The 20,310-nt window shown below is 71.0% G+C and carries 14 protein-coding genes and 1 tRNA gene; 10 read left to right on the top strand and 5 right to left on the bottom strand.

Annotated elements, in window-relative coordinates; translation table 11 throughout:
• Positions 1–131: 131 nt before the first annotated feature.
• Positions 132–1,502, bottom strand: coding sequence for a glycosyltransferase 87 family protein (locus KI385_RS16165; RefSeq protein ID WP_238572915.1), 1,371 nt, complete (start codon positions 1,500–1,502; stop codon positions 132–134).
• Positions 1,503–1,654: 152 nt separating this feature from the next.
• On the opposite strand from KI385_RS16165, the gene KI385_RS16160 reads away from it, so the two are divergent.
• The 7 genes from KI385_RS16160 to KI385_RS16130 all read left to right on the top strand — a co-directional run bounded on the left by KI385_RS16160 (position 1,655) and on the right by KI385_RS16130 (position 13,727).
• Positions 1,655–1,727, top strand: a tRNA-Ala gene (locus KI385_RS16160).
• Positions 1,728–2,201: 474 nt separating this feature from the next.
• Positions 2,202–4,160, top strand: coding sequence for a S53 family peptidase (locus tag KI385_RS16155; protein WP_238572914.1), 1,959 nt, complete (start codon positions 2,202–2,204; stop codon positions 4,158–4,160).
• A gap of 312 nt (positions 4,161–4,472) precedes the next feature.
• Entirely contained in the window at positions 4,473–7,394 is a 2,922-nt protein-coding gene (locus KI385_RS16150) for a leucine--tRNA ligase (RefSeq protein ID WP_238572913.1), read from the top strand.
• A 190-nt stretch (positions 7,395–7,584) separates the two neighbouring features.
• Positions 7,585–8,337: a hypothetical protein gene (locus KI385_RS16145; RefSeq protein ID WP_238572912.1), complete on the top strand. Its 753-nt coding sequence runs from the start codon at positions 7,585–7,587 to the stop codon at positions 8,335–8,337.
• A gap of 161 nt (positions 8,338–8,498) precedes the next feature.
• Entirely contained in the window at positions 8,499–9,344 is an 846-nt protein-coding gene (locus KI385_RS16140; protein WP_238572911.1) for a DegV family protein, read from the top strand.
• 391 nt (positions 9,345–9,735) lie between these two features.
• Positions 9,736–10,623, top strand: a complete 888-nt coding sequence (locus tag KI385_RS16135; protein ID WP_342593456.1) for a ComEA family DNA-binding protein — start codon at positions 9,736–9,738, stop codon at positions 10,621–10,623.
• A complete protein-coding gene (locus KI385_RS16130; protein WP_238572909.1) occupies positions 10,620–13,727 on the top strand; it encodes a ComEC/Rec2 family competence protein in 3,108 nt (1,035 codons plus the stop codon). The genes KI385_RS16135 and KI385_RS16130 overlap by 4 nt, the downstream gene beginning before the upstream one ends.
• Here the strand turns inward: KI385_RS16130 and KI385_RS16125 are convergent.
• Entirely contained in the window at positions 13,657–15,186 is a 1,530-nt protein-coding gene (locus tag KI385_RS16125) for a substrate-binding domain-containing protein (RefSeq protein ID WP_238572908.1), read from the bottom strand. The genes KI385_RS16130 and KI385_RS16125 overlap by 71 nt on opposite strands.
• Positions 15,187–15,546: 360 nt before the next feature.
• Here KI385_RS16125 and KI385_RS16120 point away from each other — a divergent pair, with 360 nt between their 5' ends.
• Both KI385_RS16120 and KI385_RS16115 read left to right on the top strand, forming a co-directional pair.
• A complete protein-coding gene (locus KI385_RS16120) occupies positions 15,547–16,032 on the top strand; it encodes an RrF2 family transcriptional regulator (protein ID WP_238572907.1) in 486 nt (161 codons plus the stop codon).
• On the top strand, positions 16,032–16,844 hold the full coding sequence (locus tag KI385_RS16115) for an arylamine N-acetyltransferase family protein (RefSeq protein ID WP_238572906.1): 813 nt from the start codon (positions 16,032–16,034) through the stop codon (positions 16,842–16,844). The genes KI385_RS16120 and KI385_RS16115 overlap by 1 nt, the downstream gene beginning before the upstream one ends.
• A gap of 135 nt (positions 16,845–16,979) precedes the next feature.
• Here KI385_RS16115 and KI385_RS16110 read toward each other — a convergent pair whose 3' ends face one another.
• Positions 16,980–17,204, bottom strand: coding sequence for a hypothetical protein (locus tag KI385_RS16110; RefSeq protein ID WP_238577710.1), 225 nt, complete (start codon positions 17,202–17,204; stop codon positions 16,980–16,982).
• 298 nt (positions 17,205–17,502) lie between these two features.
• Here KI385_RS16110 and holA point away from each other — a divergent pair, with 298 nt between their 5' ends.
• Positions 17,503–18,486 (top strand): DNA polymerase III subunit delta, encoded by a 984-nt coding sequence (holA, locus tag KI385_RS16105; protein WP_128506026.1) that lies wholly within the window; start codon positions 17,503–17,505, stop codon positions 18,484–18,486.
• Between the two features lie 34 nt (positions 18,487–18,520).
• Here the strand turns inward: holA and KI385_RS16100 are convergent, their stop codons facing one another.
• Positions 18,521–19,402 (bottom strand): hypothetical protein, encoded by an 882-nt coding sequence (locus KI385_RS16100; RefSeq protein ID WP_238572905.1) that lies wholly within the window; start codon positions 19,400–19,402, stop codon positions 18,521–18,523.
• A gap of 568 nt (positions 19,403–19,970) precedes the next feature.
• On the bottom strand, positions 19,971–20,237 hold the full coding sequence (gene rpsT, locus KI385_RS16095) for a 30S ribosomal protein S20 (protein WP_128506029.1): 267 nt from the start codon (positions 20,235–20,237) through the stop codon (positions 19,971–19,973).
• Positions 20,238–20,310: the final 73 nt, after the last annotated feature.

Here is a 20,310-nt window from a genome sequence, read left to right as displayed (position 1 = left end):
GTGAAGGGCGGACGGCGACCTCTCAACGACGCAGCGCGGCCGTAGGGTTCACGTCCGCGGTCGTAGGGTTCATGTCCTCGGCGTAGGGTTCACGTCCGCGCTCGTACGGTTCATGTCCGCGGGCGAACGGTTCACGCGGCGCTGCCGCCATCGGCCGGGCCGGATCCGCCGGCAGGCCCCCGCCGCCGGCCGAGCCGCCACAGCCGGGCCCCCGTCAGTGCCAGTACGGCCAGCCCCGCGATCGGATAGACGCCGGAGAGCAGCATCTGGGCGCCGTTCTGGTGCAGTTCCTCGTGATGGTGCCAGCGGTGCGGCACCCACCACAGGGCGAACGAGCAGAACAGCAGGCCCAGCGTGGCGGTCGTCGCCCACCAGCGGCGGGCGGCCCTGCCGCTGCGGCGGAGCGCCTCGGACCCGAGCAGGACCAGTACCGGTACGGCCCACACCCAGTGGTGGGACCAGGAGATCGGGCTGACCAGGAGGGCGGTCGCCGCGCAGGCGGCCGCGGCCCAGGCGCTCCCCCGGCCTTCGGCCGGGGGTTCCCCCGCCGCGCGCAGCAGCGACCCGGCCGCCAGCGCCAGCCCCAGGACCGTGGTCAGACCGGCGACCACGACCCAGGCGGTGCCCGGGTCGTGGCTGTGCAGCAGCCGGGCGAGGGCGCCGCGCAGCGACTGGTTCGCGGTGATCTCCACCTCACCGACCCGGTCGGCGGCGAACACGATCTCGGTCCAGAAGCGGTACGAGTCGCGCGGCAGCGCGAGCGCGGAGAGGAGAGCGGTGGCCAGGAACGTGGTGGTCGCCACGGCGGCCTGTCGCAGCCACGGGTTCCACGCGGCGCGCGCCCCCGCGCCGGAGCGGATCAGCTGCGCGGCCCGGACGGCGCCGGCCAGCGCCAGGAACACGGCGAACAGCGCCGGGGTCAGCTTGAGACCGGCCGCGATACCGATGCCGATGCCCGCGAGACGGTTGGTGTCCTTGCGGGTCAGGTCCCACAGGACCAGTACGGCGAGCAGAAGGTTGATCTGGCCGTAGCGCAGCGTCGTCCAGACCGGCTCGCACCACACCAGGAGCGCGGAGAGCGCGAGGGTGGCGGCGGGCCGGGGCAGCCGCAGGGGCCGGCCGACCAGGCGCAGTGAGAGGTGCACCACGGCGACGAGCAGCAGGAGGTTGCCGGCGGTGGCCAGGGTGCGCATCGCCGGGACGCCGAGGAGGGTGAGCGGGGTGAACAGCAGCGCCGCGAAGGGCGGATAGGTGTTGGGCAGATGCGCCGAGGTGGCCACCATGTCGTAGAGGGACTCGCCGTTGCGGACGGTGAAGCCCTCGGCGCGGTAGACCATGAGGTCGATCATCGTCACATGCGCGAGGCGCTGCGCGATCCAGAAGGCGGTGAAGGAGACCAGGCAGGCGAGGGCCGCCGTGGGGACCGGGTGTCGGCGGACGAGGCCCCTGTCGGGGTGGGCGCCGCCGGGTTCGGTGGGCCTTTCCAGCTCCAGCGCGGTCACGGCGTTCGGCTCCCCAGGACGAATCGGGCACGGATGGCCGACAGTACCGCGCGTCGCGCCGGAGGGCCCCTGGCAGAACGATTTGGCAGAAGCCGGGGAGGTCCGTGTAATGTAGGCGATGCCGCAGCGGGGAACCGGGCGGAACAAAATCTGGGGCTATAGCTCAGTTGGTAGAGCGCCTGCATGGCATGCAGGAGGTCAGGAGTTCAATTCTCCTTAGCTCCACAAGAACAGAGCAGGCCGTCCGTTATGGGCGGCCTGCTCTGTCGTGCGTATACGGTGCCGGGGTGGGGCCGTCCGTCGTGGCCTGTGGTCGTAGGGGGCGGAGGGCGGTGGCCACGAGGGTGGTCGGCGATCGTGGCTGCGGCTGCGGCCGTGGCCGTGGCGGTCCGTCCTGGCCACGGTGTTGCCGTTCCCGGATCCGGGCGGTTCCTGCGGGGTTGCGCTGATATTCGGTCAGCAAACCGTCCGCTATGGCGAGTTAGCTGTTCGCTCCATGCCCATTCCTGACCAGTCCTTGCCGTTCCTTGGGCTCTTCTTGGTGATCGCATGTCCCTGACATGAACGGTTCACCGAAAGAGTGGCGAATCGCGTGAGCGTCACATCCAACGCATTCACCGCTCGTGAGGTGCTGTGCACCGGCGCACCGGCGCAGCGCGGCACCCCGCAGCGCACCGCATCGCCACAGCAGGGGGTTACATGAGATCAAGCCGCTCCAGATCACTGCGCGCCCGCGCCGGTCTGGCCTGGGCAGCGACGCTGCCGCTGGTCGCCGGCGCGCTCGCGCTCGGCGCGCCCGCCGCCGACGCCGCGGGCCACGACGGCGGTCGGCACGCGCTGCAGGGCACCAAGCCCCTGTGGGCCACCCGACAGGCCGACCAGGGCGCCACCTCCGCCTCCGCGGCCGTCACCGCCCGCGTCTACCTGGCCGGCCGCGACGCCAAGGGCCTCGCCGACTACGCGAAGGCGGTGTCCGACCCGCACTCCGCCACGTACGGGAAGTACCTGAGCCCCGCCCAGGTGCGCGCCCGCTACGGCGCCACGCACGACCAGATAGCCAGGGTGACCGACTGGCTGAAAAAGTCCGGCCTGACGGTCACCGGGACCACCAACCGGTATGTGACGGTCAAGGGTGACGCGGCCGCCGCCGAGCGCGCCTTCGCCACCGACCTGCACAACTACCTCAAGAGCGGGCACACTTACCACGCGCCCTCGACCACCGCCTCCGCGCCCGCCTCCCTGGCCGACGCGGTCCTGACGGTCACCGGCCTGGACAACGCGCCCAAGCTCGCCAAGCATCACTCCGGTGAACTGCCGCCGCCGGAAGGCGTCTTCCGCAACTCCGGCCCGTTCTCCTCGTACTACGGCTCCAAGACCGACAAGGAGCTGCCGTCCGCCTACGGGAGCAAGGCGCCGTACGCGATCAAGGGCTACACCGGCAAGCAGCTGCGCGCCGCCTACGGGGCGAAGAAGTGGACCGGCAAGGGCGTCACCGTCGCGATCACCGACGCCTACGCCTCGCCGACCATCGCCCAGGACGCGAGCAAGTACGCCGCCCGCAACGGTGACCCCCGCTACCGCAGGGGCCAGCTCTCCCAGGTGCTGCCCAAGGACTACACGCACATCGAGGAGTGCGGCGCGGCCGGCTGGTACGGCGAGGAGACCCTCGACGTCGAGGCCGTCCACGCGGTCGCTCCCGACTCCGACATCGTCTACGTCGGCGGCGCCTCCTGCATGGACGACGATCTGCTCGACTCGCTCGGCAAGATCGTCGACGGGCACCTCGCCGACATCGTCTCCAACTCCTGGGGCGACATCGAGGCGAACGAGACCCCGGACGTGGCCGCCGCCTACGACCAGATCTTCCAGCAGGGCGCCGTACAGGGCATCGGCTTCTACTTCTCCTCCGGCGACAACGGAGACGAGGTCGCCCACACCGGCACCAAGCAGGTCGACACCCCGGCGAACTCCGCCTGGGTGACCGCCGTCGGCGGCACCTCTCTGGCCGTCGGCAAGCACGACGCCTACCAGTGGGAGACCGGCTGGGGCACCCAGAAGGCGGTCCTCTCCAAGGACGGCAACAGCTGGGCCGGCTTCCCCGGCACCTTCAACGGCGGTGCGGGCGGTGGCGTCAGCAAGACCGTCCCGCAGCCCTTCTACCAGCGCGGAATCGTCCCTGACGGGCTCTCCAACGTTGCTCTCAAGGGCGCGATGCGTACCGTTCCCGACATCGCGGCGGTCGCCGACCCCAACACCGGTTTCCTGGTCGGCCAGACCCAGACCCTGCCGGACGGAAAGCTCGGCTATGACGAGTACCGCATCGGCGGCACCTCGCTGGCCGCGCCGGTGATCGCCGGCGTCCAGGCGCTGGCGCAGCAGGCCCGGCACGGCGTTGCCATCGGCTTCGCCAACCCCGGCATCTACCAGCGTTACGGCACCGCCGCGTACCACGACGTCACCGACCACCCGCTGGGTGCCGGCCGCGATCTGGCGGTCGTCCGGGTCGACTACGTCAACGGTGTCGACGACAGCAAGGGCACCACGACCTCGCTGCGCAGCCTGGGCAAGGACAGCTCCCTGCACGCGGGCGTCGGATACGACGACGTCACCGGCGTGGGCACGCCCGGCGCCGGATATGTGAGCTCCTACCGCCCCTGACGCAGGGGCACGGCACCGCCTCCCTGCACCGTCCGTGACCCAGTGGCGCGGCGGTAGGAGTACGGGGTGAAAGGGGCGGGGCCCGCGCGGGGGAATCCTCCGCGCGGGCCCCGCACGCCCTGCTGTACCCTGGCGCCATGCGTGCCGTACGCCTTCTGCTTAGCGGGCCGCGCTGATCAGTACCGACGGATGACAGACCCCGTCGGAATCGGCGCGGCGTCCCCTCCTGTGCGAGGGGCCTTTTTGTTTCCGGCGCGCCGGAAATCGGGCGCGTTTCCGCAGGCAGAGACGATCGATGGAGCTTTGAGGACGATGAGCGAGACGACCAACTCCCCCGCTGCTCATGGCGCGGGAGGTGCCCCCGCCGAGGTGGCAGCGCCGCACCGCTATACGGCCGAGCTGGCCGCCGACATCGAGGCACGCTGGCAGGACTTCTGGGAGACGAACGGGACATACCACGCCCCGAACGCGACGGGTTCGCTGGCCGGCGACGCCGAGCTGGTGGCCCGCCCCAAGAAGTTCATCATGGACATGTTCCCCTACCCGTCGGGCGCCGGCCTGCACGTCGGCCACCCGCTGGGCTTCATCGCCACCGACGTCTACGCCCGCTACCAGCGGATGACGGGCCACAACGTCCTGCACACCCTGGGCTTCGACGCGTTCGGCCTGCCCGCCGAGCAGTACGCGGTGCAGACCGGCACCCACCCGCGGGTCTCGACCGAGGCCAACATCGTCAACATGCGGCGCCAGCTGCGCCGCCTGGGCCTGGGCCACGACCAGCGCCGCTCGATCGAGACGATCGACCCGGCGTACTACAAGTGGACCCAGTGGATCTTCCTGCAGATCTTCAACTCCTGGTACGACCCGGAGGCGGACGCGGCCCGCCCGATCGACACCCTGATCGCCCAGTTCGAGGCCGGCACCCGCCAGACCCCCGACGGGCGGGCCTGGGCCGAGCTGAGCGACATCGAGCGGGCCAACGTCCTGGGCGAGTACCGCCTGGCGTACGCCTCGGACGCGCCGGTCAACTGGTGCCCCGGTCTGGGCACGGTGCTGGCCAACGAGGAGGTCACCGCCGAGGGTCGCTCCGAGCGCGGCAACTACCCCGTCTTCAAGTCCAAGCTGCGCCAGTGGAACATGCGCATCACCGCCTACGCCGACCGGCTGCTGAACGACCTGGACGCGCTGGACTGGCCGGATGCCATCAAGCTGCAGCAGCGCAACTGGATCGGCCGTTCCGAGGGCGCCCGGGTCGACTTCCCGGTGGGCGACGACAAGATCACCGTCTTCACCACCCGCCAGGACACCCTGTTCGGCGCCACGTACATGGTGCTGGCGCCCGAGCACCCGCTGGTCGCCGGCGCGGAGAACGGCACCAGCGGCATCGTCCCGGACGCCTGGCCCGAGGGCACCCACGAGGTGTGGACCGGCGGCCACGCCACCCCGGCCGACGCCGTCGCCGCGTACCGCAAGCAGGCCGCCTCCAAGTCGGACGTCGAGCGGCAGGCCGAGGCCAAGGACAAGACCGGCGTCTTCACCGGCGCCTATGCGACCAACCCGGTCAGCGGCGAGCGGATCCCGGTCTTCATCGCCGACTACGTCCTGATGGGCTACGGCACCGGCGCGATCATGGCCGTCCCGGCACACGACTCCCGCGACTTCGCCTTCGCCCGCGCCTTCGAGCTGCCGATGCGCTGTGTCGTCGAGCCGTCCGACGACCGTGGCACGGACGCCTCGACCTGGGACGACGCCTTCTCCTCGTACGACGCCAAGATCGTCAACTCGTCCGCCGCGACGATTTCGCTGGACGGCCTGGGCGTGACCGAAGCCAAGGCGAAGATCACCGAATGGCTGGCCGACCAGGGCATCGGCGAGGGCACCGTCAACTTCCGCCTGCGCGACTGGCTGTTCAGCCGGCAGCGCTACTGGGGCGAGCCGTTCCCGATCGTCTACGACGAGGTCGGCGTCGCGCATGCGCTGCCCGAATCGATGCTGCCGCTGGAGCTGCCCGAGGTCGAGGACTACTCCCCGCGCACCTTCGACCCGGACGACGCCGACACCCAGCCCGAGACGCCGCTGTCCCGCAACGAGGACTGGGTCCATGTCGACCTGGACCTGGGCGACGGCAACGGCGTCAAGCGCTACCGCCGCGAGACCAACACCATGCCCAACTGGGCGGGTTCGTGCTGGTACGAGATGCGCTACCTGGACCCGGACAACAACGACGCGCTGGTCGACCCCGCCATCGAGCAGTACTGGATGGGGCCGCGCGAGGGTCAGCCGGCCGGTGGCGTCGACCTGTACGTGGGCGGCGCCGAGCACGCCGTACTGCACCTGCTGTACGCCCGCTTCTGGTCCAAGGTGCTGCACGACCTGGGCCATGTCTCGTCCTCCGAGCCGTTCCACAAGCTGTACAACCAGGGCATGATCCAGGCCTTCGTCTACCGGGACAGCCGCGGCATCGCCGTCCCGGCCGCCGAGGTCCATGAGCGCGACGGCGCCTACTACTACAAGGGCCAGAAGGTCAGCCGCGTTCTGGGCAAGATGGGCAAGTCCCTGAAGAACGCCGTCACCCCCGACGAGATCTGTGCCGAGTACGGCGCGGACACCCTGCGCCTGTACGAGATGGCGATGGGCCCGCTGGATGTGTCGCGCCCGTGGGACACCCGTGCGGTCGTCGGCCAGTACCGCCTGCTGCAGCGCCTGTGGCGCAACGTCGTCGACGAGGCGACCGGTGAGGTCACCGTCGTCGACACCGAGCCGGACGAGGCCACCCTGCGTGCCCTGCACAAGGCCATCGACGGCGTCACCCAGGACATGGCGAACCTGCGCTTCAACACCGCCATCGCCAAGGTGACCGAGCTGAACAACCACCTGACCAAGACGGGCGGCCCGGTCCCGCGGGCGGTCACGGAGCAGCTGGTGCTGCTGGTCGCCCCGCTGGCGCCGCACATCGCCGAGGAGCTGTGGCGCAAGCTGGGCCACACCGACACCGTGGTCCACGCGGACTTCCCGGTGGCCGACCCGGCGTACGTCGTGGACGAGACCGTGACCTGCGTCGTGCAGATCAAGGGCAAGGTCAAGGCCCGCCTGGAGGTCGCCCCGTCGATCTCCGACGCGGACCTGGAGGCGACCGCACTGGCCGAGCCGGCCGTGGTCGCGGCGCTGAACGGTGCGGGCATCCGGAAGGTGATCGTCCGGGCGCCGAAGCTGGTGAACATCGTGCCGGCGTAGGTGGCGGTGTAGGTGGCGGGGGCGCCGGGCGGTTGTCCTGGCGCCCGGGGCTCCTGGCGCGCTATAGGTGGTTTCCCCTACGGGCAGGTTGGGGGTTCATTCGGAACCCGCGACCTGCCCGAGCCGTTTACCGTGGAGGTACAGGGCGCGGGCGAGGAACCGGCGCCGCCGACACGTCTGGGGAGAGCCCATGGAAGCTGCTGTCGCCATCTTCGGGCTGCTCTTCGTTCTGTTTGTCCTGGCCGGGGTGTTCCTGACGGTCAAGGCCGTGAAGGCGGCCAAGCGCGGTGTGGACCGTACGGTCGCCCAGGCCCGCCGGACCGTCGAGGACACCACCCTCCGGGCCCGGCAGATCGCCCAGCCCGGCGTGGTCGGCGAACTGGCGCAGCTGCGGCTGTCACTGCGTACATCCATGCGCGCCACCCAGGACGTGCTCCACACCGGCTCCCCGGAGGACGCCTCCCTCAGCGAGGCGATCGGCCTCTTCGAGCGGCTGAGCGCCCATGGCCATGAGCTGGACGACGAGCTCAAGCGCCTGGAACGGGAGCCCGACCGGGCCACCATCGCCGCCCGCCTCCCGGAGCTCCGGGAGCGGATGGAGCGGATCACGCACTCGGCGGAGTCGCTGCGCTGGGCGGCGCGCGACCGGGCACGGAAGTTCGCGGAAGACGACCTCGCGGCGCTGAGCGACCAGATCGATGTCGAGGCGGGGGCGCTGCGGCATTGGACGCACGACGAGGCGGGCGCTGCGGGCGGCTCCTCGGGCGGCCCCTCTGGCACCGACGCCCGGCCCGGCCAGGCTTCGGATACTGCCGACGGTGGAAACTCCTGGGGCCCGGCCCCCGCCGACGCCCCGCAGGCGATCACCGCCCGGGATCCCCGCACCCAGCCGTCCTACCCGTGGCAGAAGGCGCCGCGGACGGAGGGCACGACGACTACGTGAGCACGTGGACGACTACGTGAGCACTTAGGAGAGCGGTGACGGGCCGGGGGCGATGACGATGCCGGCGGGTGGGCTCTTGGCAGAGCCTTGGTGAAACCTGGAAGATCTTGGGGAGGGACCCGCACTGTGCGGCATCCGGATCCCCGGATAACCTCCCAGTCATGTCCCGCCATGTCGCGATCGTCACCGATTCCACGGCCTACTTGCCGCGGACGGCCATCGAGCGCCACCACATCACGGCCGTGCCGCTGACCGTCGTCCTGGGGGACCAGGCCCTGGAAGAGGGCACCGAGATCTCCGCGAGATCCCTTGCCCAGGCGCTCCAGAAGCGCCGGTCCGTGACGACCTCCCGGCCCAGCCCCACGGTGTTCGCGGAAACCTATCGCGCGGTCGCGGCGGCCGGCGCGACCGGCATCGTCTCGCTCCATCTCTCCTCGGAGTTCTCCGGAACCTACGACGCGGCGGTGCTGGCGGCCAAGGATGCCCCGGTGCCCGTACACGTCGTGGACACCGGAATGGTCGCCATGGCCCTCGGCTTCTGCGCCCTCGCCGCCGCGGAGACGGCGGAGGCCGGCGGGGACGTGGACGAAGCGGTCGCCGCGGCGGAGAAGCGCGCCTCGGGCACCTCCGCCTACTTCTACGTCGACACCCTCGACTATCTGCGACGCGGCGGCCGCATCGGCGCGGCTCAGGCGCTGCTCGGCTCCGCGCTCGCCGTCAAACCGATCCTTCAACTGGCCGACGGGCGGATCGAACTGCTGGAGAAGGTCCGTACGGCGTCCAAGGCCATCGCACGCCTCGAAGAGATCGCCGCGGAGCGGGCTGGCGAGGGCCAGGTCGATATCGCGGTCCACCATCTCGCGGCGGCGGAGCGCGCGGACGCGCTGGCCCAGCGGCTCAGGGAGCGGGTGCCGGGGCTGAACGAGCTGCATGTGAGTGAGGTCGGCGCGGTGATCGGCGCGCACACGGGGCCGGGGCTGCTGGGGGCTGTGGTTTCGCCGAGGTGAGCGGGGTGGTGGAGTGCCCTGTGGGTGACAAAGTTATCCACAACTGGGGTGCTGTCCACCGACTTTGAGGCCGCTCAGCGAGATCTGCGGGGAGTGCTTAGCGTCAATCGCTATGAACTCTTCTCGATCCGCTTGGTTGGATTCATCGGTGTCCGCGTCGGTGTCGGCATTGGCATCGGCGTCGGCATTGGCGTCGGTATCGGCGTCGCCGTCGGTATCGGCGTCGCCGTCGGCGGTTGCTTCGGTCTCGCCGGCGTCTGTCCCATCGGGCCTACCGGGTCTATCGGGCTTGTCGGAACCGGCACGCTTGTCGGACCGGCCACGCTTGTCGGGTCCATCGGGTCCATCGGGTCCATCGGGGCCACTCGGCCTGACGGCTCCGTCCGGTGCGGTGGAGCGACGGGAGTGGGAGCGCGAGCGCGTACGGGCCCGGGTCGCGGCGATCTTCGGCGGCGCGGCGGCGACCGCAGGGGACGGGCCGCCACCCCCTGGGCACGATCCACCGGGCCCGCGCCGTGGGGAGCGGGCGTGGCTCGCGGTGCGCGAACGGCTGCCGCTATGGGTGCAGTTACGGTGCGGCACCGACCCGAAGGCGCTCGCCGCTCTGGTGTTGGTGCTCGTGGTGGCCGTGGGGTTCGCCGTCCAGCATTTCTGGGCCGGGCGCCCCGAGCCGGTACGTGCTCCGGCCGCCGAACGGTCCGTATCGGCGCCCGGCCCCGGTTCCGGACCCGACCCGCGGTCGCCGTCGCTGCCGTCATCGTCCTCGTCCTCGTCCTCCACGGCGATGGCGAGTGGTCCGCCGGGCGGCGCGGGGCGACAGCTGGTCGTCGATGTCGCGGGCAAGGTCCGGAACCCCGGAATCCACCGGATGCCGCCGGGGTCGCGGGTGTTCGACGCACTGCGGGCCGCGGGCGGTGTGCTGCGCGGCGCGAGCACTCGTGGGCTGAACCGGGCGCGCCTGCTGACCGATGGCGAACAGATCGTGGTCGGCGCGGAGGGTGCCGGGACCGGGGGCGGTGCTGGTTCCGGTGATGTGGAGGGTGGCACGGCGGGCAGTGGTTCACCGGGTGCCGGAGGCGGGCCGAGCGGGCCGGTGAGCCTCAGTACGGCGACGGAGCAGCAGCTCGACGCCCTCCCCGGAGTGGGGCCCGTCCTGGCGCGCCACATCATCGAATTCCGTACCCAGCACGGCGGGTTCACCTCGGTGGAACAGCTCCGCCAGGTGACCGGCATCGGTGATCGCCGCTTCGCCGATCTGCGCACCCTGGTGGAGCCATGACCGGCCCTCGCGCCACGGTGCACGCCACGGCGTCGTCGTCGCACGGCGCCTCGGACCCTCGCCAGGACGGCCCGGCCGATCTGCGGCTGGTCGCGCCCGCACTGGCGGCCTGGGCAGCTGCGGCGATCTGCCTGGGCGCTCCCGGTGGCGGAGTGGCGGTGACCTGCGGCGTGGCCGTGGTGCTCGCGGCACTCGCGGTACGGGTGGCCGTAGCCCGTCGCAGTGCGGAGCGAGCGCCGGGGGCCGATGAACCGCCCGGCGTCGAGGTACCGGGTGTCGAGGTACCGGATGGTGAACCACCGGGTGTCGAGCCGCGGCCTGACACCGGCCAGGCCGGGGGAGCGGAACTGCTCCGTCCCCGACCTCCGCGACGGTGGTCCGCGGGAGCGTTCGTCGCCCTGGCCGCGGTGCTGCTCTGTGCTGCGGCGGGGGCCGGGTCCGCGGCGCTGCATGCGGCAGATGTACGGCGCGGGCCGCTGCCGGCATCGGCCCGCACCTACGCGCGGGTCACGGCAGAGCTGGAGGTGACCGGCGATCCGCGGCTGACCCGGCCCAAGGTGCGCGGCTCCCAACGGACGCCCCCGGCAATGGTGTTCACCGCCGAGGCCATCCGCGTCATGGCGCCGGACGGTGCGGTGACCGCCGTGCGTACCCCCGTTCTGGTCGTCGTACAGCAGCGTGGTGGGGGCGGCGAGGGCGGCGGACGCGACCGGTCGGAGCGCCGTGGCGCGCCCCCACAGATCCCGGGAGCCGCCTCACGCACCACTGCTGTCACATCGCTGACCGCGACCGACGCCTCGCACAACCGGCCCGCCGCCCCACCACACACCGTGACCGCCCGGCAAGGATCAGCCGTCGCCCCACCGTCCCTGGTGACCGCTCCGCAAGGCCCAGCCGTCGCCCCCTCGCCCCCGATGGCACCCCCGCAAAACCCAGCCGTCACCCCACCCGAGTCGGGTTCGGCCCACCGCGCCCAGGCGAGCAACGATCCGATGGCAGCATGGCGCGGGCTGCTGCCATCCACCCGTATTCGCCTCGTGGCCCGCGCCGCGCCACCGCTCTCGCCGACGGATCACGTTGCCGCCGTCCTGCGGGTCACCGACGATGCGCCGCCGGACAAGGTCGCTGCGCCGTCCACCCTTCAGCGGCTGGCGGGAAACCTGCGTACGGGTCTCCGGGAGGCCACCGATGGGCTCCCTCCCGACGCCCGCGCGCTGCTGCCCGGTCTCGTCGTCGGCGACACCTCCCGTGTGCCACCCGACCTGGACGACGCCTTCCGCGCCACCGATCTGACGCATCTGCTCGCCGTGTCCGGCTCCAACCTGACGATCGTGCTCGCCCTGCTGATCGGCCCGCGTCATCTCGCGACGCGCGCCGAGCGTCGCGGGCTGGCGCCGCGCCTGAGGCTGTCGCTGCGCGGTACCGCCGTCATCGGCGGCGCGCTCGCCCTCGCCTTCGTCGTCGTGTGCCGCCCGGACCCGAGCGTGCTGCGAGCCGCAGCCTGCGGACTGATCACCCTGCTCGCGATCGGCACCGGCCGCCGCCGCACGCTGCTCCCCGCGCTCGCCGCCGCGGTCCTGCTGCTGGTCCTCTACGACCCCTGGCTCGCTCGCAGTTACGGCTTTCTGCTCTCCGTCCTGGCCACCGGCGCGCTGCTGCTGCTCGCGCCGCGCTGGAGCGCGGCCCTCCAGCGGCGCCGGGTGCCGCCCCGCCTCGCCGAGGTGATCGCCGCCGCGGCCGCCGCCCAGGCGGTCTGTGCACCCGTCGTCGCCGTCCTCGCGGCCCGGGTGGGCCTGGTGGCCGTGCCCTGCAATCTGCTGGCCGAACTGGCCGTGGCCCCCGCGACGGTCCTCGGTTTCGCGGCCCTCGCCGCCGCCCCGCTCGCGCTGCCGGTCGCCCGGGCGCTGGCGTGGTGCGCGGGCTGGCCCACCGAGTGGATCGCCGGCGTCGCCCGTACGGGAGCGGCGCTACCGGGAGCGGAGTTCGGCTGGCCCGGCGGCTGGGCGGGCGGGCTGGTGCTGGCGACCGCCACCGTGGCGCTGGTGACGGTTGGCCGCAGAGTGCTGCGTCGCCCTTGGCTGTGTGCGCTCTGCGCGCTGGCGGTGATCCTGGCGGTCTGCCGCCCGGCCCCTTTCACCCGTGTCCTCACCGGCTGGCCGCCGCCCGGCTGGCGGGCGGTGGTCTGCGACGTGGGGCAGGGCGACGGCCTGGTGCTGGCAGCCGGCGACGGTACGGCGCTGGTGGTGGACACCGGCCCCGAGCCCCGCGCCATCGACCGCTGCCTCACCGACCTGGGAATCCGCCGTATCCCGCTCCTCGTGCTCACCCACTTCCATGCCGATCACGTGGACGGGCTCCCCGGCGCGCTCCGCGGCCGTACGGTCGGTGCGATCGAGACCACGACACTTCAGGACCCGGCGGGACAGGCGCAGTTCGTACACAACACGGCCGCGGCCGCACGGATTCCGCTCGTCCGCGCCGCACCGGGGGAGCGGCGCCACCTGGGCCCCCTCACCTGGGAAGTCCTCTGGCCGCCCGCTCCGCCCGCCCTACCTGGCCCTGACGGCCCCAACGACGCCAGCGTCACCCTGCTCGTCCGTACGGGCGGGCTGACCCTCCTCCTGCTCGGAGACCTCGAACCACCCGCCCAGCAAGCGTTGTTGGCCGCTCACCCGGAGCTGGCCGCCGTCGATGTCCTCAAGGTGGCGCACCATGGATCCGCCTACCAGGACCCGCCGTTGATACGCCGGCTGGCACCGCGTCTGGCGCTGATCTCCTGCGGTGCCGACAACCCGTACGGCCATCCGGCGCCGCGCACCATCGAGGCGCTGCGCGCCCAGGGCGCCCGGGTGCTGCGCACGGACACCGACGGGTCCATCGCGGTCCTGGGCACCCCGGCCAGGCTGTCCGCGACGGTCACCGGCGGTCGCCGGGCCGAAGCCCGCCTGCTCAGCGGCCGAAGACGCGGGTCTCACCGGGCCGGTGGCCGCCGCTCCGGAGTCCCCCCTCCCCGCCGGCCTCCGCCTCGCCGCCTCACGGCCGGCAGACGGCGCCCGGCAGGCTCTGCCGGTCGGCACACGGCACGTGCTTGTACATCCGCATGATGTTCTTCGCCGTGTCGGAGTCCATGAACGCCAGGAACTTCGCGGTCAGTGAGCCGTCTTCGGGCCGCCCGTACGTATAGAGGTACTCCACCGTCCAGAAGGGGTAATCGCGTTGCTGACCCCATTCGATGTCCGGCTCGTGCCCGTTCAGCCGGACGCTGACGACGTGCTGCCGTTGCGCCGCCGCATAGAGCTCGGCGTAACCGATCGCCCCCGGCACCCGGTCCACCGCGTCCAGCAGGCTCTTGGTGCTGTTCACTTCGCAGCGCGTCAGGCGTGCCTGTTCGTCGCGGTCCTTGTCGCCGCAGTCGTACGACGATACGACGCCCGGCTCCGAGCGGTGCAGCACGGACGTCTCGAACGCCCGGCGGGTGCCCGATGCGGCGTCCCGGCTGACGAGGCGGATCGGCAGGTCGTTGCCGTGCAGCTGCTTCCAGTTGGTGTACGTCCCGTCGTAGATCTTGCGGATCTCCTCGGAGGTGAGGTCGTCGATGCCGGCCTTCTCGTTGGCCACGACACTGAGCACGATGACGCCGACCCGGTCGCCCTCCAGCCGCCGGTAGAGAGAGGGCGCCGGAACATCCGATACGGCGATGAAGCCGGGGCCCTCGGCGGTCGCCGGTTTGCCCTCCCGGTTGAGATTGCCCAGGCCGGACAGGCTCCCGCTCCCCAAGACGGTGATCTCGGCGCCCGCGCACCGGGCCCGGTACTGCCGGGCGATCTCCCGCATCGGCGGGGCGAACGCCGTGGATCCGTCGATGGTCAGCCGCCCGGCGGCGCATTCACTGGGTACCGGCATCACCCGGCCGCTGAGCAGCAGCCCGCCGAGCAGCCCCAGCAGAACGATGAAGGTGCCACCCAGCGCGAGGCTGAGCTTGCGCGGCCCCCAACGCTGGGCGTTGCGCCGGATCCGCCCGCCGCTGATGAACCCGCCCACGGTCACCGATCCGGCCGCGCTGTCGGTGCGTCCGCCCTCGGGGCCGGAGCCGGTTCCAGGGCCCGACAGGAGCACCAGCAGCTTGAAGTGATTCCGCTTGTTCAGCGGCACTTTGGGGATGAACAGTCGTCCCCCGTCGTGCCGCAGCCCGCCGCCGTTACGGGTCAGCATGCCCACCAGGTCCGTCGGATTGGCGTCCGGCACCTCGACACCGATGACCGTACGGCCGACGAACTCGACCGTCAGCGGCTCCTGATAGTCCTGCCGGACGATGTCCTTGCCACCGTCGTTCTCGAACCGCAACAGAGCCAGCGTCGCATCGCTGATCTCCTGGTCCTGCCGCAGCAGCCGCAACTGCACCAGACTGTGGGCGTCTTGGGGATTCATCCCGATCGCCGTGTCCATCTGCACGCGGTAGCCGATCCGCTTACGGCCCGGCAGAAACCGCTCAACGGCCCAGACGACAGCCGTCGCCACGAGCCCGGCCGCGGTCAGGATCGTCTCGGTGTCCGGCAGAGCCACGGCAACCTCGCACAGGTGAACGGACAGCAGGATGCCAGCACTTTAAGGACGCCCACCCCGCCCCGAGAGCCCTTCGACAGCCCGTCACCAGAGGTTCATCACTCGTCTTCCGGCCTCGTCAGCCGAATCTCGCCCCCTACCGCTCGTCGGCCGGCTGGCGGCGCCTTCGGCGTGGTCCTGGGCCGGTCTCCGCCTCCCAGTCGCCTTATGGCCCGAATAAACCGAGTGAGCGATAGCGGTCGGGCGGGCCAGGCAGGTCAGGCGGACCAGAGAGGTCTGTGAACGGGACAGGCCAGGCGAACGACATAGGCCCGGCGAAATGGGTGGGGTGGAGGAACCAGGATCTGTAGACTCCAGATTATGAGGATGAGTGAAGGCGTCGAGTGGGGCCTGCACTGTTGTGTGACGTTGGCCTGGCTCGATGGGGAAGGGCCGGTGTCCACCGCTCGGCTGGCGGCTTCGTTCGAGTTGCCGGCGCCCTACTTGAACAAGCGGCTGCAAGCGCTGGTCCGGGCCGGGATCCTCACCTCGACGCCCGGGGCGCGGGGCGGCTTCCGGTTGGCGCGGCCGCCGGAGCGGATCACCCTCATGGATGTGGTCGCTGCGATCGAGGGCACCGACGATGCCTTTCGTTGCACCGAGATCCGTCGGCAGGGGGCCGGGGCCGAGGCGTCCGGCAGGGAGTTCGGCCGGCCCTGCGGAATCTCCACGGCGATGCGCAAGGCCGAGCTGGCCTGGCGCCGTGAGCTGGCCGCACAGACCATTGCCGACGTCATCGCCGGCACACCGGCATCCGCGGCGGAACGCACCCGCCGCTGGTTCGCTTCGGAGAGGACACCCACCTGATGGAAACCGCTGCCGTCAACGCCTACCTCGACCGTATGGGCGCCGCCCGCCCCAGCTCTCCCGATGCCGACGGGCTGCGTGCGCTGCACCTGAGTCATCTGCGCAGCGTCCCCTTCGAGAACCTCTCCATCCACCTCGGTGAGGAGATCGTGCTCGCGGAGCAGCCGTTGCTGGACAAGATCGTCGGTGCCCGGCGCGGCGGGTTCTGTTATGAGCTCAACGGTGCTTTCGCCCTGCTGCTGGGCGCCCTCGGCTATGAGGTCGAGATGCTGTCCGCCCGCGTGTTCGGCCCCGACGGGCTCGGCATTCCGTACGACCACCTTGCGCTGCGGGTTCATACGCCGAGCGGGCCGTGGCTGGCGGACGTCGGGTTCGGCAGGAACAGCCACTTTCCGCTGCGGTTGGACAGCCGTGCCGAGCAGACCGATCCGGGCGGTGTGTTCCAGATCGTGGAGACGGCGGAAGGTGATCTTGATGTTCTGAGGGGCGGTGTCCCGCAGTACCGTCTTGAGCAACGTCCCCGTGCGTTCGCGGAGTTCGAGGTCGGCTGCTGGTGGAACCGGACCTCGCCCACGTCGCACTTCACACAGTCCCTGGTGTGCTCACGGCTGACGGAGACCGGCCGGATCACGCTCTCCGGCCGTACGCTGGTGATCACCGGGGCCGACGGGGCGCGTGATGAGCGTCAGGTGGGTGAGGGCGAGGTCCTCGCCGCCTACCGGGAGCACTTCGGGATTGCGCTGGAGCGGGAGCCCGAGGTGGCGGCCGCCGGCGCGGATGCCCGGGCGCGTGGGGCGGGCACCCAGCCGTAGCGCCTCGGCTCCCGATCCCCGATCCCCGATCCCTGATCCCCGCCACCCGCCCCCGGCCTGCGGTCTGTGGTCTGTGGTCTGCGGTCCGTGTTCGATGGGCTTGTGGCCCGTGGACCTGTGGCCTGCGGCCGGTGTCTAGTCGGCCTCGCGCCAGCCCTCGTACTCCGCGGCCAGACCGTCCAGCAGCGCCGGGTCATGGGTGGCATCCGGGTCCTCGACCACTACCAGCCACTGCGCGTCCTCGGCGTCGTCCTCACCGGCCAGGGCGTCCCGTACGAGTTGGGGTTCCTCGGAGACACCGAAGCGTTCGGTCAGGGCCTCGGCCACCTCTTCCGCCGCGTCGCGGTCGGGCAGGACCAGTACGTGTCGTACCGGGCGGAGCTGTCGTTCGGGCGGTGCCTGCCGTGCGTCTCGTCGGTGGGGGGCAGCAGCATCATTCACCTGACCATTGTCCGGTAGGGGATGGGGATGCTGTCGGGCGGGGAGGGGTGAACTCTGGGCCGGAGAGCGGCCGGGGAGCGGCCGGGGAGCGGCCAGGGAGCGGCCGGGGAGCGGCCGGGAGAGCCGGTCAGGAGAGCCGGCCGGAGAGCTGTGAGGGGAATGGCCGGGGGAGTGGGCCGGGCGGCGTTGTCAGTGGGGCGTGGGATGCTGGGTCGCGATGGCCAGGAAGACAGCTAACGACGACCCGCTTGCCCCCGTGACGATCGCGGTGGGCCAGGAAGACCTGCTGCTGGATCGTGCGATGCAGCAGGTGGTGGCGGCTGCCCGCGCGGCCGACGCGGACACCGATGTGCGCGACCTCACCCCCGATCAGCTCCAGCCCGGCACCCTGGCCGAGCTGACCAGCCCCTCGCTCTTCGCCGAGCGCAAGGTTGTGGTGGTGCGGGCGGCCCAGGATCTGTCCGCGGACACCATCAAGGACGTCAAGGCGTATCTCGGCTCGCCCGCCGAGGAGATCACGCTGGTGCTGATGCATGCGGGTGGCGCCAAGGGGAAGGGCCTGCTGGACGCTGCCCGTAAGGCCGGGGCGCGGGAAGTGGCCTGCCCGAAGATGACCAAGCCGGCCGACCGGCTGGCGTTTGTGCGGGGCGAGTTCCGTGCGGTCGGGCGTTCGGCGACGCCCGAAGCCTGTCAGTCGCTGGTCGATGCGATCGGCAGCGATCTGCGTGAGCTGGCGTCGGCCTGTTCGCAGCTGGCGGCCGATGTCGAGGGAACGATCGACGAGGCCATCGTCGCGCGCTACTACACGGGCCGGGCCGAGGCATCGAGCTTCACCGTTGCGGACCGTGCGGTCGAGGGGCGGGCCGCCGAGGCGCTGGAGGCGCTGCGGTGGGCGATCGCGACCGGCGTCGCCCCCGTCATGATCACCAGCGCTCTTGCCCAGGGCGTCCGCGCCATCGGCAAACTGGCTTCCGCCCCGCGCGGCGCCCGCCCCGGCGACCTCGCCCGCGACCTCGGCATGCCGCCCTGGAAGATCGACCGGGTACGCCAGCAGATGCGCGGCTGGTCGGCGGACGGCGTGGCGACGGCACTGCGTGCGGTGGCGGCGGCCGATGCGGGAGTGAAGGGCGGCGGGGACGATCCGGGGTACGCCCTGGAGAAGGCGGTTGTCGCCATTGCCCGGGCGGCTCGGTCGCGGTGATCTTGGTGGGGCCGGCCGTCACACCCGCCCCCCGCTACCGCGAGCGCTGTAGCCGCTTGAGTGTCTCTGTGGCGCTGGTCTTCAGCATCGTGGCCACCTCGGCGGAGGTCGGCTGCTTGCCGGCGCTGCTGCTCGACGCGTAGCTCGACCACGTGGACTGATACGTCATCCAGCCGTCCCGGACGCCGAGGATCACGTACGAGCCGGTGCTACTGCTGCCCTGGTCGTTCCGGGTGACCAGGTAGGCCTCGTCGCCGATGCCCGGTACGGACTCGACCTTGTAGCCGACCGAGGCGTCCTGCTTCTCGTACGAGCGGTAGCCGTCGGCGAACTCCGCTGCCGGGTCGGTCTTCTTGTGCAGCGTGGCGGTGTTGTAGAGCCAGTTCGAGGAGTAGTCCGAGCTGCTCGCGTTCTCCTGCTCCAGTGTGACGTTGCACCACATGGTGTCCAGCGAGTTCTGCTGGGCGCCGCTGTGTTGTGGGTTGGCGTCCTTCGAGGCTGTGCCGGTGCTCGCCTTGGTCTTGTAGTGGGCGTTCTCGAAGGGGGTCAACGAGGTGTCCGCGCACAGATCGCTGGTGTAGCCGTAGCCCGCGAGATCGGGGCTGGGCTCGGAGGAGAAGCCGCCGGTGGCGAACAATACGGAGCCCCAGATCGCGGAGGCGGCGACCGCGCCGCCGATCGCCCAGAGCCAGCCGGACAAGCCCCGGCCCGTACCACCGGCTGCGCCGGGCGGCCCTACGGGTGGGGCGGGCACGCCGGGTGCCGGATAGCCGTAGCCGCCGCCCGGTGCCTGCGGCGGGGGCTGCTGCGCGTACGGGTTCTGCTGCGCGGGCACCGGATTCTGCGGTGCGGGCACCTGGCCGTAGGGATTGGGCTGCGGCTGGTAGGGATTGTTCTGGTCCCCCGAGATGGACATGGCCGCAGCGTAGCGGACACCGGCGAATGTGAACCCGGGCCTGCGCGGCAAGGGCGGTCGGCTTCGGCGCGGTAGTGACGGGCGTTGGCTCTGTCAGGCGCCACCCCAGTAACAAACGACCGCGCCAGCGACAAAAGACCCCGCTGGAACAATGGGCCCGCCAGTAACAAACGACCGTGCAGCAACAAACGACCGGGCCAGCAACAAACGACCGCGCCAGCGCCAATAGACCCGCCAGGAAAAGGCCCCCACCAGCAACAAAAGACCCCACCAGCAACAAAAGACCCCGCCGCCCCTGGGGAAGGGGCGAGGCGGGGCCTTCGTATCAAGCGATTGTGGCTTCGTCGGCGGTGACCGCCGGGTGAGCCGGGTGCGCCGCACCCGCGTGGCGAACGCAGGCCGTGTGCGGCGCGATGGTGCACCGGTCAGGGAGCGGAGAGAGGGGCCGCTGGGTCCCTGGCGGCAGAGCTAATAGTTACTGCGCTGTGTGCACAGATACCGCAGCTATTGCGGTGGGATGAAGATCAGGCCCCAAACGGGACGACGATCTTCATCTGGAGGGGAAGGTTCAGGCCTTGAGGGCCGCGACCTTCTTCGCCAGCGCCGACTTCTTGTTGGCGGCGGCGTTCTTGTGGATGACACCCTTGCTGACGGCCTTGTCGAGCTTCTTGGCCGCCTCGGCCTGGGCGACGGTGGCCTTCTGCAGGTCACCGGCCTCCACGGCCTCACGGGTACGACGGATCGAGGTCTTCAGAGCGGACTTGACAGCCTTGTTGCGCTGACGAGCCTTCTCGTTGGTCTTGATCCGCTTCATCTGGGACTTGATGTTCGCCACGAAAGAGCCTTTTCAGGTTCGTTGGAGTTTCGAGTTGCGCCGCGCACCAAAGAGGGCACGAAGCGCAGTGGAC

Source organism: Streptomyces inhibens, from assembly GCF_022221585.1.
Lineage (GTDB): Bacteria > Actinomycetota > Actinomycetes > Streptomycetales > Streptomycetaceae > Streptomyces > Streptomyces inhibens.
This window is presented reverse-complemented; position numbering and strand designations above follow the sequence as displayed.